Source organism: Tahibacter sp. (genome assembly GCF_032229445.1).
In the GTDB taxonomy this organism is placed as follows: domain Bacteria; phylum Pseudomonadota; class Gammaproteobacteria; order Xanthomonadales; family Rhodanobacteraceae; genus Tahibacter.
Genome location: NZ_JAVTWC010000109.1, coordinates 146365 through 161541, shown reverse-complemented (window position 1 = coordinate 161541; position 15177 = coordinate 146365). Strand labels below are relative to the sequence as shown.

The window sequence follows — 15177 nt, the reverse complement described above, 5'->3', positions numbered from 1 at the left end:
TGGGCCCTTTTGGACGCACTCGCAAGGTTCTCTGATCGCGCCGGTCTAACGCGGCGTTTCGATCGAAATTCCTTCGATGCCCGTCTGGCGCGCCAGCGACAGTACATCGATGAGGTACTGGTGGGTCGTCGCCTTGTCGGGGCGCAGTTGCAGAATCGGCTTGGCATCGCCCCGACCGGCCCAGTTCAGCAGTTGTGCCTCCAGTTCGATACGGCTCAGCGCGGCGTCGTTGTAGAGCACCTGGCCGTCGGCACCGATGCGTAGCTCGACCGTGCGCGGCATGCTCGTGTCCTTACCGTTGGACAGCGGTAACGCGATCTTGCCGGTCAGCAGCGGTGCGGAAATCATGAAGATGAGGAGCAGTGCGAGCATCACGTCGATCAGCGGCGTGATGTTGATTTCGGCCATGGGACGTTCGGTCGAGCGCACACTGATCGCGGACATGCGGGGTACTCCGGATTCGCCTGGGTGGGCGGTTCCAGAATAGCGCCGTCGAAGAATCCGGCCAGCCGTTGGTCATGCGGGATTGTTGCGTCGGCTGCGCGTTCGACAGGCGGGAGAGTCCATCAATAAAAAAGCGCCCCGGTTTCCCGGGGCGCTTATCCGGCTCGCACCGGCAGGGTAGCGTTAGCGAGCGTATCTGACTTACTGACTGCCGCGTGCAGCCGGCGTGGTCACGAAGCCGATCTTGACCATGCCCTGGTTCTTAGCGTCGGCCATCACCTTCGCCACAAATTCGTAGCGGGTGTTCTTGTCGGCGCGAATCTGCAGTTCCGGTTGTACCGTCTTCTGCGCGCTCACGGCGAGCTGGGCCTTGAGTTCCAGATCGCTGATCTGGCTGTCGTTCCAGTACAGCGTGCCGTCTTCCTTGATGGCCAGGTCGATCGGTTCCGGCGGAGCCTCGGGATTCGTGATCATCGAGGCTTGCGGCAGGTCGATACGAATGCGGTGCTGCATCATCGGTGCCGTGATCATGAAGATGATCAGCAGCACCAGCATCACGTCGACCAGCGGCGTGACGTTGATTTCGGCCATCGGCGCGCCGCCGCTGCCGCCACCACCTGAACTGAATGCCATGGCTTACTTCCTCGCAACAGGCGCCGCCGGGGTTGCGGGACGGGCCGGTGCAGGAGCCGCACCCGCTTCGACGCGCGAACCGGTGGCAAAGAAGTCGTGCAGGTCGTGAGCAAACTCGTCGAAGCGCGCCAGGATCACGCGATTGGAGCGCACGAAGAAGTTGTACGCGAGCACCGCCGGGATTGCGACGAGCAGACCGAACGCGGTCATGATCAGCGCTTCGCCCACCGGACCGGCCACCGCCGACATGGACGCGTCGCCCGATGCCGAGATGCGGATCAGGGCGTGATAGATGCCCCACACCGTACCGAGCAGACCGACGAACGGACCCGTCGAACCGACCGTCGCGAGCACGGTAAGACCGCCTTCGAGACGACCGCTTTCGCGGGCAACGGCCTGGCGCAGCGCACGATCGATGAATTCAGACCGGTTCAGCGCTTCGACAAGGCGGCTGCCTTCGTGACGCTGGTGATGAGCGGCGGCCGAAGCGCAATCCAGCGCGATCTTGGAGAACGGCTCCGAGGCCGGCTGCTCTTCCATGAAGCGGATCGCTTCCTGAGCCGACGGCGTTTCCCAGAACGTGCGCATCACCGTGTTCATACGGCTGCGAATCGCGGTGTTGCGGATCATGTTCAGGATGATCCAGTAGACCGATAGAACCGAGAACAAGCAAAGCGTCACGAAGACAATGGCGCCAAGCAGATCGAAGTTCGGGTTGGTCGGGTTGTAGTTCTGGATCAGGTGGCTGAAGCCCATTTCTTTCAGGGCTGCGGCATTGCTGTTGGTGCCGAGCGTCGGCGCAACAGCTGCCGCCGCGTCAGCCGCCGGAGAAACAGACCCCGCCGGGGTCGAAGTGTCTTGGAACATGACGCTACCCTTGAATTAAGTGAAACGGTGGAAGTTACAGTTCGTTGAGGCTGAAGCGGAACGGAACCAGAGCCCAGCCCTCAACCGTAGAACCGTTTTTCTGACCCGGATTGAACACCCAAGTCTGCGCGGCATCAATCGCCGCACGATCCAGTTCGCGAAATCCGGAAGATTTTTCGACCTGGATGTCCTTGGGCTTGCCATCCACACCGACCAGGACGCGCAGTACGACTTCGCCTTCATGACGTTGACGCACGGCCTGCGGCGGGTAGCGCGGCGGACGAGCTTTGCGATAGCTGATGTTCTCGGTCGGCGCAATGTCCGACGGCGGCGCTGGCGGCGCCGGCGGCGCGGGCGGCGGTGCCGGGATCGCCATGGGCGAGGCTTCCTCGACCACGACGGCTGGCGGCGGCTCCGGTGGCGGAGTCGGCGGCGGCCTCACCTTCTCGATGATTTTCGGCGGCGGCTTTTTAGGCGGCTCCGGAGGCGGAGGCGGGGGCGGAGGCGGCGGCGGAGGCGGTTCGACGAATTCGACCGAAACGATGGTCTCCTTCTTCTTTTCCTTCGCCTGCGGCGGCGCCACCGGTGCAATCATCAGGATGAAAGCGATTCCGTGCACGGCCATGGCGGCGGCCAGCGCTGAGGTGCGCCTCCAACTGTACGTTTCGCGCTGGTCTTCTGTGGTCAACGCCATTTGCTCTGAACCAAGGTTCGCTGTGTGAGATCTGGGGGCTTGTCGCACTGGGCGCCGAGCCGCGGGTGACGCGGCGGGGGCTGGCACCGTACACGAGGCCAGCCCGACGCTCAACAGTAGCAATCGGGACGGCTATGTTAACCCGGCCTGAAGGTCGCCGAACACCACGCAGGTATTGCGAGGAGTGCGGAATGACTTACTTTTTCTTCGGAGCGCCTCCGCCCTTGATCATCTTGAGCCACGTACCAGCCATCTGGCGGGTTTCCTCGTAGCTCTGCGCCTTTTCCATGGCAGCAATTGCAGCGCTCTTGTTACCGAGTTCGTTTTCGGCGTTGCCGAGCAGCACATAAGCAGCGCCCTGGCGCTTGACGCCGCGGGAGAGAGCCTTGGTCAGTGATTCTTTGGCCGGCGCCCACAACTGATTGTTGATCTGGAGCTGGCCTCGCAGAAGGTCGGCTTCGCCGTCCTTGGCCAGCGGCGATGCCTTGCCGTAGGCATCGATGGCCTTGGTTTCGTTCTCGGCGAGCGCATAGGAGTCGCCGAGCAGCTTGTACATGTCGTAGCTCGGCTGGATCGCGCCCTTCTGGAAGCCCTCTTCCAGCAGTGCCGCCCCCTCTGCCGGCTTTTCGGCCTGACCATACAGCTGGGCCAGCAGCTTGTAGTCGTCCGCCGTCGTGATCAGACCCTTGGCCTTGGCGTCCGTTAGAAGCTGCAACGCCTTTTCGTTCTGGTCGTTGTTGACATAGATCGAAGCGAGCTGCTGGATGAGCTTCTTGTCGGTCGGATTTTTCTGCAGCTGCGATTCCGAAAGCTTTGCCGCTTCCCCGAACTGGTTCAGTTCGAAGTAGCTGGCCATGAGGATCTGGTTCCAGCTGTCCTGTGGCTTATCGCTGGCGGCGATTGCCAGCTTCATTGCATCGATCGCTTCCTGGAACTTGTCGGCGCGATAGAGCGCATTGCCCTTGACGGCCAGTGCCTCGGCCTTCTTGTCGCCGCTGAGTTCGATGTACTGATCGACGGTCTTCGCGGCGTCTGCGTACTGCTCTTCCTGGAGCTGGAACTGGGCCAGGGTGTAGATGGCCGGGAACTGGTTGGAATTGGGCAGCGCGTCGAGGGCGATCGCTTCCTTTAGGTCAGCGATGGCGCCAGCGCCGTCTTCCTTTTCCCACTTCGCATTGGAGCGCAGATAGAGCGCGAAGGCCTTCGCGTATGGGGTTACCTTCTTGTCCGCGAGCACTTCGTCGATCAGGCCGATGGCCTTGTCGGCTTCGCCGTCGCTTGCCGCTTCCTGAGCCTTGTTGAGCTTGGTGCCCAGCGAGCCCGGCATGTCGGTCTTGGGATCGTTGCGCTTGGCATTGGGGTACGCGTTCTCGGTCTGCTTGCTGCTGCTCTTGCTGGAACGTTGCTCGTTGGAACGTTCGCCCGGCAGACGCGAGGCGGAAGCGATTCCGGCCGCGAGCAGAGAAACTGCACCGAGACAAAGGACAAGCTTCTTGGCGTTGGGAGCATGCATTGAGTAGCGCCTCGACTGGATTCTCGCGGCCTGCATTTCAGGCAAGCGGTAAAGGGGTCGCAGAGCGTAATCCGCGAATGTTCAAACTACAAGCGCACGAGCTTCCCGATTCGTTATCGCGGCGTTAAAAAGAAACCTAGGTATTCCATGCGCTTGCAACGAGTTGTTACGAGTTGAAGGGGCCAGCGGCAACTTCGTTTAAATCAGCGGGTTTACGGGGATTTTCGTAGGTTGCGTTGCTTTATTAATTTGGTGACAAAAACCAAATTCCAATTAAGCAATAAATAGAGTTTCGCGAGGCGGCTGCGCCCAGCTTGATTCTGCGCAAGTCCGGACAAATCGGCGTTGAATTGCGCGACCAGATCGGCGCCCTGCCCGGGCTTGCAACGGATTCATCAGCGCAGCGGGGTCGAGCTTGTCGTTCCCCGCGTGAACATCGGATGCACGGCGGCCGCTCGGCCGCCGTCCGATCAGACGTCGAGGTTCGCGACGCGCAATGCGTTGGACTCGATGAACGCGCGACGGGGTTCGACGACATCGCCCATCAGGGTGGAAAAGATCTGGTCGGCGGCGACGGCGTCCTCGATGCTGACCTGTAGCAGGCGGCGCGTTTCGGGGTTCACCGTAGTTTCCCAGAGCTGCTCGGGGTTCATTTCGCCGAGTCCCTTGAAGCGCTGGATGGTGCGTCCCTTCTTCGCTTCGTCCATGAGCCAGGAGCGTGCGCGTGCGAAGGACTCGACCGGCGTAACGGCATTGCCGCGACGAATTTCCGCGCCCGGCTGCACCAGATCGGCGAGTTGCCGCGCGATATCGAGTATCGGCTTCATTTCCGGGCTCGCGATGAACGTGGCCGGGAGCATCTGGGTATGGGTCAGACCATGCTGGTCGCGCTCGACGATGAGTGCCGCCGGATGATCTGGCGTCGCACCCTGGACACGCAGACGATATTGAGCGCGGCCAAGACCTACGTTGTTGAGTCGCGCAGAAATACGCGCCAACCACTGCGCGGTTGCAGCCTCGTCGTGCCAGATGCTGTCGTCGAGGGCGGGCAGCTCCAGCATTGCAGCCAACAGAACGGGGTCGCAGCGATGGCTCAGGCGATCGATCTGATCCAGCGCGGTCTGGTATTCCGCGAGCAGCTTTTCGAGGGCGACGCCGGTGATGGGCGGTGCATCGATGCTGTAGCGCAGCCCGGCCTGGTCGACTGCATTGCCGATCAGGTACTGATTCAGGGCGCCGTCGTCCTTCAGATAGAGCTCGGTCTTGCCCTGCTTGAGCTTGTACAGCGGCGGCAGGCCGATATAGACGTAGCCGCGCTCGATGAGTTCGGGCATCTGGCGGTAGAAGAACGTCAGCAGCAACGTGCGGATATGCGAGCCGTCCACGTCCGCGTCGGTCATGATGATGATGCGGTGATAGCGCAGCTTGTCGGGGTTGTACTCGTCCTTGCCGATACCGCAGCCCAACGCGGTGATCAGCGTTCCCACCTCGGCGGACGACAGCATCTTGTCGAAGCGTGCACGTTCGACATTGAGGATCTTGCCCTTGAGCGGGAGGATCGCCTGGGTCTTGCGGTTGCGGCCTTGCTTGGCAGAACCGCCGGCCGAGTCACCCTCGACGATGAACAGCTCGGACAGCGCCGGGTCTTTTTCCTGGCAGTCGGCCAGTTTGCCGGGCAGACCGGCAATGTCGAGGGCACCTTTCCGGCGCGTCATTTCACGCGCCTTGCGAGCAGCTTCACGGGCGCGCGCAGCGTCGACGACCTTGCCGGCGATGGCTCGTGCCTCGGCAGGGTTTTCGAGCAGGAACTCCTCGAGCTTCGCGTTGACGACCTGCTCGACGATCCCCTTTACCTCGGACGAGACGAGCTTGTCCTTGGTCTGCGACGAGAATTTCGGATCTGGCACCTTCACCGACAGGACCGCAATCATGCCCTCGCGCATGTCGTCGCCGGCGAACGCAACCTTCGCGTTCTTGCCGATGCCGGAGCGCTCGATGTAATTGCTGATGCAACGGGTCAGCGCCGCGCGGAATCCGGTCAGATGCGTGCCGCCGTCGCGTTGCGGGATGTTGTTCGTGAAGCAGAAGCAGGTTTCCTGGTAGGCGTCGGTCCACTGCAGGGCCGCTTCCACCGTAATGCCGTCCTGTTGCGCGTTGAAGGTGACGACGTTGGGATGGAGCGGCGTCTTGAGCAACGCCAGATGCTGGACAAACGACCGGATACCGCCTTCGTACTCGAAGATGTCGTGCTTGTCGTGGCGCTCGTCGAAGATTTCGATCTTGACGCCCGAGTTCAGGAATGACAGCTCGCGCAGACGCTTGGCGAGGATGTCGTAGTGGAACTCGATGTTGGTGAAGGTCAGCGGACTGGGAAGGAAACGGACCGTGGTGCCGCGGCGCGTGGATGCCGCTCCCTGCTTGATCGGATAGACCGGTTCGCCGTGCTGGTATTCCTGGATGAACTCGAACCCATCGCGAAAGATGTTGAGCCACAGGTGCGCGGAAAGGGCGTTGACGACTGAAACGCCGACGCCATGCAGGCCGCCTGAAACCTTGTAGGAGTTGTCATCGAACTTGCCGCCAGCGTGCAGCACGGTCATGACGACTTCGGCAGTAGACCTGCCCTCTTCCGGATGGATGCCGACCGGAATGCCACGGCCGTTGTCGCTGACGCTGACCGAACCGTCCTGGTGAATGGAGACGACGACATGATCGCAAAAGCCAGCCAGGGCCTCGTCGATCGCGTTGTCGACGACTTCGAAAACCATGTGGTGCAGGCCGGTGCCGTCATCGGTGTCGCCGATGTACATGCCGGGGCGCTTGCGTACAGCTTCGAGGCCTTTGAGGACTTTGATATTGCTGCTGTCGTACTGATCGCTCATGCGTCTCGCCAGGCGTGGCCATGTCCAGGACCGGACACGGCAAAGGAAACAGGAAGGCCCGGAATTATAGCAGTCTGGTGACGCTCCCCTGTTCCACGTGGAACACGGCGTGCTTCCGGCGCCGCATGAACTCGGTCGGCATCGGCGCTGTGCCCGTAATGAGCACCTGTGCGTCTATCGAATCCAGCCAACACGCGACAGCCTCCTGATGACTGCTGTCGAGCTCCGACGCCAAGTCGTCCAGGCAGATTACGGGCCACTCGCCGCGTTGTTCGCGAAACAACCGGGCTTGTGCGAGCAGACACAGCAGCGCGGCGAGCTTCTCCTGCCCGCGCGACAGATGCTCCCGCTCGGGCGCCGCCTCGAATGAAATCCGCCAATCGGCGCGATGCGGTCCGACGCTCGTATGCGCCCGCTCGCGATCCCTGGAGCGCCGCTCCGCCAAGGCGTCGATCAGCGTCAATTCCGCGGCCCATCCACGGCTATACCGCAATTCGGGTGCTCCGAGCTCGGATGCCAGAACGGCGCCAATCTCCGCGACCAGTGGATCGAGCAACGCCAGATAGTCGCCTCGCCACCCAGCCAGCGAGCTTGCCGTCCTCGCAAGTTCCGCGTCCCAGATATCGAGATCCTCGTCACGACCTCCTTGCCTCAGCAGCGCGTTGCGCTGACTCAGTGCGCGGCGATACCGCCTCGCCACCTCAACGTAGGTCGGTTCCACGTGGAACAACGCCCAATCGACGAAATGCCGGCGCTCTTCAGCCGCACCCGAAATCAACGCATGAGAGCCAGGCTCGAAACAAACCACCGCAATTTCTCGCAACAACTCGGCCAGCGAACTGATCTCCACGCCATCGAGTCGCGCCGCCCAGTCACCGCGCCGCCGCGACAACCCTAAGCGCCGGTGCATCCCTTCTGCCGAAATCACAGCAAAGATCTCGAGCGACTGTTCGCCGAAACGAATCAAGCTGTCGCGCTTGACCGAGCGAAACGACCGGCCATGAGAAAGCATGTACACAGCTTCGAGAACCGATGTCTTTCCCGCACCGTTGGCACCCACAAACTCACTGACACCCGCCCCGAGCGAAATCTCCGCATTGACGACATTGCGCAGATTCGCCAGTCGAAGTTCACATAGCTCCATCTGCGCTCGCCACCCGCTTCGCCAATAAAAAAGCCTGCGGCGCATACACCCCGCAGGCTCGGTTCTTCCCAACAGCTCGCCGCGCTCAGAGGCGCAACGGCATCACGACGTGTCGCGATTCTTCCGAATCCACCGCCTTGAGAAGGCAGCTCGACTGACCATCACGCAGGCAAACCACAACATTCTCACCGGTCAACGCGCTGAGCGCGTCGAGCAAATAGTTCACGTTGAAACCGACGCTCAGGTCACTGACGACGGTATCGGCTTCCAGTTCCTCATGCGCCTCTTCCTGCTCCGGATTGTGCGCAATGATGCCGAGACGGCCAGGCGCAACGTCAAGCTTCACACCCCGATACTTCTCGTTGGACAGAATCGCTGCACGCTGCAATGCGCTCCGCAGCGTCTCGCGTCCGATCCGCACTTCCTTGTCCGCTCCGATCGGAATCACCGCTTCGTAATCCGGGAAGCGCCCATCGATGAGCTTCGACGTGAACTGCACATCACCGCGCCGTACGCGCAGATGGTTCCTGCCGAACTCCAGCACGACCAAACCATCGCCGCTCTCGAAAAGGCCCTGTAACTCGAGAACGCCCTTGCGCGGAATGATGATCTGCCGCCGTTGCGAAATCTTCGCCTGGACGGCCGTTTCCGCGAGCGCGAGGCGATGACCGTCAGTGGCTACGCAGCGCAAAGCATCTTCACGCAGGTCTACCAGCATGCCGTTCAGGTAATAACGCACGTCCTGATGCGCCATCGCAAACGCAGTCCGATCCATCAGGTTCTTCAACGTCGCTTCGGGCAACTCGACCTTGTCGACGGTCTCGATACTTTCAATGACGGGGAACTCACTCGCCGGCAGAGTGGCCAGCGTAAACCGGCTGCGGCCAGCAGTGACTACCACTCGATCGCCGTTGAGACGCACATCGATCGCAACACCGTCCGGCAATGCGCGACAGATGTCGAACAACTTGCGCGCCGGGATGGTGATCTCTCCCGCTTCGCTGGTAACAGCCGGGACTGTCGCCACCATCTCGACTTCCAGGTCGGTGCCAGTGAAGGACACCCGTCCATCGGATACCGCTACCAACAGGTTCGCCAACACGGGCAAGGTCTGTCGCCTTTCGACGACGCCGACGACCTGTTGCAGTGGCTTGAGCAGTGCTTCGCGCTGGAGACTGAATCGCATGGTCAGGGTTTCCCGGTTCGCTAACGAACGCTTTTGTTCTTTATAGGAAGATAACAGTGGTTGTAGTGTCGCGAAAAACTGGGGACTACCCGGATTTTCATATCAAAATCAACGCATTGAACGATTCGAAACTAGTCTGGTTGCGCGGGGCCGGCCTGTCGATGGATTGTGGATAACTTTAGTCCCCAGCGCCGTCCCCTGTTTATCCACAGGCAATCAGCCGGTCAAGATGCGAACCAGCTTTTCATAGTCCTGACGCAGCTTTCCATCAGTTTCCGTGAGGTCCCTGATCGTCCGGCAGGCGTGCAAAACGGTCGTATGGTCGCGACCGCCAAACGCTTCGCCGATCTCGGGCAGGCTGTGCTCGGTAAGTTCCTTCGACAGCGTCATCGCCACCTGGCGAGGGCGCGCCAACGAGCGCGAACGACGTTTCGACAACAGGTCCTGTAGCCGCAGCTGATAGAAATCGGCGACAGTCTTCTGAATATTCGGCACGGTGATCGACTGCGCATGGACGGTCAGCAGATCCCGCAAGGTCTCTTGCGCGAATTCCAGCGTGATCGCCCGGCCCAGGAAGTTCGCCCGTGCGGCAAGCGTGTTGAGCGCGCCTTCGAGGTCGCGCACGTTGGAACGCATGCGCTTGGCAATGAGCAGCGCCACATCCTCCGGCAGATTCATGCCCTTGGCCTGCGCCTTGGACAGCAGGATGGCCGCGCGCGTCTCGAAGTCGGGCGGCTCGATCGCGACCGACAAACCCCACCCCAGGCGCGACTTCAGCCGCGGTTCGAGGTTTTCGACTTCCTTGGGATAGCGATCACAGGTCAGGATGATCTGCTGCTTGCCTTCGAACAGCGCGTTGAAGGTGTGGAAGAACTCTTCCTGCGTCGTGTTCTTGCCGGCAAAGAACTGGATGTCGTCGATCAGCAACGCATCCACTTCACGAAAGCGGCGCTTGAACTCGTCCATGTTCTTGTTGCGCAGTGCGTCGATCATCGCCGAGACGAATTGCTCGGACCGCAGGTACATCACCTTGGTGCGTGGATTGTTCTCGCGAATCAGGTTTCCGGCCGCGTGCATCAAATGGGTCTTGCCCAGACCGGTACCGCCGTACAACAGCAACGGGTTGTAAGCCCTGCCCGGATTGGTCGCGACCTGGATGGCTGCCGCCTTGCCCAGCTGATTGGACTTGCCTTCCACAAAGCTGTCGAAGGTGTAGTTCGGGTCCAGGTTGCCGTCGAACTCGACGACCGGCGGCGGCATTTCGACCGGCGCTGCAGGACCTGCGTTGCGGGACGGCCTGGCAGCAAGCGTGCGACGCGCGTTCAGCGTGCCGACTTCCAGCCGTACCGGAATGCTCCGCCCGGCCAGGTGGTTGAGGATCGCGCGGATGCGCGGCAGGAATTCGTTCTCAATCTGCTCCAGCGTATAAGCATTCGGCGCGAGCAGGCGCAGACCGTCGTCGCCCTCCGCCGGTTGCAGCGGTTTGAGATAGGTGTGGATATCTTCAGCGCCGAACTCGCCTTCCAGGCGTTCCAGACAGCGCCGCCAGAGTTCGCTCATTACATCCTCGTCGACGGGCGGGGTGCCGGGGCTGGCCCGGCAGGGCGCGGAAGTCTACGCCGACGCTCGTTTTTCCGCCACGCGCGCCTTGACACTGTCGCGTCGCCGACACTATTCTCCCGCCCCTTTTCCCACCTTTTCACCGGAGCGACGCCATGAAGCGTACGTACCAGCCCAGCCGCCTCAAGCGCGCTCGTGACCACGGCTTCCGCAGCCGCATGAAGACCAAGAACGGCCGCAAGATCATCAACGCTCGCCGCGCCAAAGGCCGCAAGCGTCTCGCAGTCTGAATCTCCGACTCGCGGCGACATGGGAGCGTTCTGCTTCCCGCGCGCCGCGCGGTTGCTCAAGCCGGGTGATTTTGCCCGCTTGCGCCAGGCCAGCCGGAGGATCGGCAGCCGCTATTTCAGTGCTGAATACCGTATCACCGACGACACCGCTGCCCGTATGGGCCTCGCGGTGTCTCGTCGCGTCTCCAAACTGGCCGTACAACGCAACCGCCTCAAGCGCCTCGCGCGGGAAAGCTTCCGCCATAACCGCGCTGCACTCGGTCCTGTCGATGTACTCGTCATCGCACGTAGCGCGGCAGTCGCCGTGGCGGGCAGCGAACTGCTGGCCGATCTGGATCTGCTCTGGAGCAAACTGCCGCGCGCGCAGCGTTGAAGCCGCAACGGTCGACCGGCACAATGCGAGGTCGACCCGCGCGCCGCGGCCGATCCGCCTTGATCCACCTTCGTTCCGTCCCCATTCGCGTCCGGCCCCGCCCGGCAGCCAGCCCTTGCGTACCCCATGAATAATCCGCGTTCCATCCTGTTGATCGCCCTGTTGCTGGTGTCCTACCTGATCTGGAACCAGTGGCAGCAGGACTATGCGCGGCCCGCCGCCATCGCCGCGCCGGAAACCACGGTTCCCGCCGCTCCAGGCACGGCGCCGCCGGCTGCCGTAGCCAGCGACGAGGTACCCAGCGCCAACGCAACACCGCAGACGCCGACGAACGGTGATGCGCCGGCCGCTGCAGTGCCGGGCGCCACCACTGAAGGCAAGGGCGATCTCGTCGAAGTCAGCAACGATGTGCTCAAGCTGTGGATAGACACGCGAGGGGCCACGATCGTGCGTGCCGATCTGCTCGCGTATCCGCAGCAGCCCAAGGATTACGCGCACCCGGTGCGCCTGCTCGACGACAGCGCGGATCACTACTTCGTCGCACAGTCGGGTCTGGCCAGCGCCGCCGATTCGGTCAAGGCCGCCAGCCATCAGGACACCTTCGTCGCCGAGCAGAAGAGCTACACGCTCGCGCCCGATCAGAAGACGCTGGAAGTGACGCTGACCTGGAACGATCCTGCAGGCCTGACCGTGCGCAAGGTGTTCGTGCTCGAGCGCGGCAGCTACGTGCTCGGTACCCGCCAGGAAATCAGGAATGCCGGCGCCGCGCCCTGGCGCGGCAATGCGTATCGCCAACTGCAGCGCGTAATCCCGCAATCCGCCTCGCACGGTTTCTTCGGTTCGATCACGAACCCGCAGGCCTACAGCTTCACCGGCGCCGCGTGGTATTCGCTCGACGAAAAATTCCAGAAGCTCGCGTTCGACAAATTCCTCAAGACCCCGCTGCAGGGCCGTCCGGTCACCGGCGGCTGGGTGGCGATGCTGCAGCACTATTTCTTCGCCGCATGGTTGCCGCCGGCGAGTTCGGCTGAGACCTATACGACCGAGGTCCGCGACGGCGTGCATCCGCGCTTCACGATCCGCGCGATGGGTCCTGCGCTGACCGTGCCGCCCGGCGGCAGCGAGACCAGCGAAGCCCGGCTGTACATTGGTCCGAAGCTGCAGAGCAGCCTCAACGATGTCGCCCCCGGCCTGGCGCTGACCATCGACTACGGCATCCTGACCGTGATTTCCGAGCCCCTGCACTGGGTTCTCGCCAAGTTCCACGCGCTGACCGGCAACTGGGGCGTCGCCATCATCCTGCTGGTGCTGCTGATCAAGGCCGTGTTTTTCAAGCTCAGCGAAGCGCAGTACCGCTCGATGGCCAAGATGCGCAAGTTGCAGCCGCGCATCCAGGCGCTGAAGGACCGCTACGGCGATGACCGCCAGAAGCTCGGCCAGGCGCAGATGGAGCTGTTCCAGAAGGAGAAGATCAACCCACTCGGCAGCTGCCTGCCGATGGTGGTGCAGATCCCAGTGTTCTTTGCGCTGTACTGGGTGCTGGTCGAGAGCGTGGAACTGCGCCAGGCGCCGTTCTTCCTGTGGATCCAGAACCTGACCGCACCCGACCCCTACTTCGTGCTGCCGATCCTCAATGCCGCGACCATGATCGCCACGCAGTATCTGACACCGACCACGGGCATGGACCCGGTGCAGGCCAAGATGATGAAAGCCATGCCCGTCGTGTTCTCGGTGCTGTTCGCATTCTTCCCCGCCGGCCTGGTGCTGTACTGGACCGTCAACGGCATGACCTCGCTGTTGCAGCAGTGGATCATCACGCGCCGCATCGAGGCATCCGACAAGGCGTGATCGCCAGCGGCGCCCGGACGGCACAACGTCCGGGCGCCGTCGCTGTACCCCGCCGCTGCGCTGCGCGCCACGCTGGAAAACGCGATGCGCCCGTGCTTGCGACCACAGGCCTGCCATGACCGCCAACGCCGAAACCATCGCCGCGATCGCGACCGCACCGGGCGCCGGCGGCATCGGCGTGCTGCGCGTATCGGGCGCGACCGCGACGGCCATTGCGACCACCCTGCTCGGTCGCGCGCCGCGGCCACGCCACGCGCACTATTGCGCGTTCCGCGACGGCACGCGCGCGCTCATCGATCGCGGAATTCTGCTGCATTTTCCACTACCGAACTCGTTCACCGGCGAAGACGTGGTCGAGCTGCAGACCCACGGCTCGCCCGTGGTGCTGAACCTGCTGTTGCGCCGAGTCTGCGAACTCGGTGCGCGACCCGCGCGTGCCGGCGAGTTCTCCGAGCGCGCGTACCTCAACGGCAAGCTCGATCTGGCCCAGGCCGAAGCGATCGCCGACCTGATCGCGAGCCAGTCCGAAGCCGCCGCCCGCGCCGCGCTGCGCTCGCTCGACGGCGTGTTCTCCGCTCGCGTGAAGCACCTGCTCGGGAACCTGGTCGACCTGCGCGTCTACATCGAAGCTGCGATCGATTTTCCGGAAGAGGAAATCGACTTCCTCGCCACGCCCGAATTGCGCGCGCGCCTGGACGGCGTCAGCGAAGAACTGTCCGCGCTGCTCGCCGAAACGCGCCGCGGCGTGCGCCTGGCCGACGGCCTGCATGTCGTCATCGCCGGACGACCGAACGCCGGCAAGTCCAGCCTGCTCAACGCGCTCGCCGCGCAGGACCGTGCCATCGTCACGCCCATCGCCGGCACCACGCGCGACGTGCTGCGTGAAAACATCCAGCTCGACGGCGTGCTGCTGACCCTCGTCGACACCGCCGGCCTGCGCGATTCAACCGATATCGTCGAACGCGAAGGCATGCGCCGCGCACGCAACGAACTCGAACGCGCCGATGTGGCGCTGCTCGTGACCGACACCGGGGATCTGACCGAGGACATCGCCCTGCTCGGTCCGGCGCAATCCGGGCAGACGCGCATCGTCGTCTGCAACAAGATCGATCTCACGCCTGGAGCAACGTCGTCACGCACCGACAGCAAAGCCGGCATCCGCATCGATCTCTCCGCGCGCACGGGTGAGGGCCTCGATCTGCTGCGCAAGGAACTCAAGGGACTCGCCAGTGGTGGTAGCGGCGACGACAGCCACGGCGCCTTCAGCGCGCGCACGCGCCATGTCGTCGCGCTCGAGCGCGTCGCCGCGCATCTGGCCGCGGCGGAGTTCGCGCTGGTCGTCCAGCACGCCGGCGAACTCGCCGCCGAGGAACTGCGTCACGCACAGCGGGATCTAGGCGAGTTGACCGGCGAGTTCAGCAGCGATGATCTGCTGGGTGCGATCTTCTCGAGCTTCTGCATCGGGAAGTAGGATCGGTTCCTACGGAGCTTTGGCTCAAGTAGCGCGTGGCGATTGAGCATGAAAGCTTTGCTGACTATTTGCGCAAGACCGCGGCACGCAATACATGCACTGATGCGACCCCTCGCTTATGCCCCGTTGGGGGACGAATCTGCCCCTTCGGTGCAGTCGACGGCTTACGGGCCCTATCTTGACTGTTGTAGAAAAATAGTGTTCAGAGCTAGACTCTGAACATGGGCAAGAAATTGAAAGGATACTCAACGGTCGAAGCAGCAGCCATCTCG

General features: G+C 62.5%; 13 protein-coding genes. 4 read left to right on the top strand and 9 right to left on the bottom strand.

Annotation, left to right across the window (positions count from 1 at the left end):
* Positions 1–45: 45 nt before the first annotated feature.
* The 9 genes from RUU78_RS20195 to dnaA all read right to left on the bottom strand — a co-directional run bounded on the left by RUU78_RS20195 (position 46) and on the right by dnaA (position 10923).
* Positions 46–444, bottom strand: a complete 399-nt coding sequence (locus tag RUU78_RS20195; RefSeq protein WP_313919481.1) for a biopolymer transporter ExbD — start codon at positions 442–444, stop codon at positions 46–48.
* A 201-nt stretch (positions 445–645) separates the two neighbouring features.
* Positions 646–1077, bottom strand: coding sequence for a biopolymer transporter ExbD (locus RUU78_RS20190; RefSeq protein ID WP_313919480.1), 432 nt, complete (start codon positions 1075–1077; stop codon positions 646–648).
* A gap of 3 nt (positions 1078–1080) precedes the next feature.
* Positions 1081–1833 carry a MotA/TolQ/ExbB proton channel family protein gene (locus RUU78_RS20185; protein WP_313919494.1) on the bottom strand — a complete coding sequence of 251 codons (753 nt, stop codon included), beginning with the start codon at positions 1831–1833 and terminating at the stop codon, positions 1081–1083.
* Between the two features lie 145 nt (positions 1834–1978).
* On the bottom strand, positions 1979–2686 hold the full coding sequence (locus tag RUU78_RS20180; RefSeq protein WP_313919479.1) for a TonB family protein: 708 nt from the start codon (positions 2684–2686) through the stop codon (positions 1979–1981).
* Positions 2687–2834: 148 nt separating this feature from the next.
* A complete protein-coding gene (locus RUU78_RS20175; protein WP_343232320.1) occupies positions 2835–4187 on the bottom strand; it encodes a tetratricopeptide repeat protein in 1353 nt (450 codons plus the stop codon).
* A gap of 434 nt (positions 4188–4621) precedes the next feature.
* On the bottom strand, positions 4622–7033 hold the full coding sequence (gyrB, locus tag RUU78_RS20170; RefSeq protein WP_313919477.1) for a DNA topoisomerase (ATP-hydrolyzing) subunit B: 2412 nt from the start codon (positions 7031–7033) through the stop codon (positions 4622–4624).
* 64 nt (positions 7034–7097) lie between these two features.
* The gene (gene recF, locus RUU78_RS20165; protein ID WP_313919476.1) at positions 7098–8177 is read right to left on the bottom strand and encodes a DNA replication/repair protein RecF; all 1080 of its coding nucleotides are present in this window, start codon (positions 8175–8177) and stop codon (positions 7098–7100) included.
* Positions 8178–8262: 85 nt separating this feature from the next.
* The gene (gene dnaN / locus RUU78_RS20160) at positions 8263–9363 is read right to left on the bottom strand and encodes a DNA polymerase III subunit beta (protein WP_313919475.1); all 1101 of its coding nucleotides are present in this window, start codon (positions 9361–9363) and stop codon (positions 8263–8265) included.
* A gap of 216 nt (positions 9364–9579) precedes the next feature.
* The gene (dnaA, locus tag RUU78_RS20155; protein WP_313919474.1) at positions 9580–10923 is read right to left on the bottom strand and encodes a chromosomal replication initiator protein DnaA; all 1344 of its coding nucleotides are present in this window, start codon (positions 10921–10923) and stop codon (positions 9580–9582) included.
* A gap of 155 nt (positions 10924–11078) precedes the next feature.
* Here dnaA and rpmH point away from each other — a divergent pair, with 155 nt between their 5' ends.
* From rpmH to mnmE, 4 genes are all read left to right on the top strand, one after another.
* A complete protein-coding gene (rpmH, locus tag RUU78_RS20150) occupies positions 11079–11213 on the top strand; it encodes a 50S ribosomal protein L34 (RefSeq protein ID WP_133817237.1) in 135 nt (44 codons plus the stop codon).
* 19 nt (positions 11214–11232) lie between these two features.
* A complete protein-coding gene (gene rnpA, locus RUU78_RS20145; RefSeq protein WP_313919473.1) occupies positions 11233–11586 on the top strand; it encodes a ribonuclease P protein component in 354 nt (117 codons plus the stop codon).
* 126 nt (positions 11587–11712) lie between these two features.
* Positions 11713–13434 carry a membrane protein insertase YidC gene (yidC, locus tag RUU78_RS20140; protein ID WP_313919472.1) on the top strand — a complete coding sequence of 574 codons (1722 nt, stop codon included), beginning with the start codon at positions 11713–11715 and terminating at the stop codon, positions 13432–13434.
* A gap of 115 nt (positions 13435–13549) precedes the next feature.
* Positions 13550–14905 carry a tRNA uridine-5-carboxymethylaminomethyl(34) synthesis GTPase MnmE gene (mnmE, locus tag RUU78_RS20135; protein WP_313919471.1) on the top strand — a complete coding sequence of 452 codons (1356 nt, stop codon included), beginning with the start codon at positions 13550–13552 and terminating at the stop codon, positions 14903–14905.
* Positions 14906–15177 lie beyond the last annotated feature (272 nt).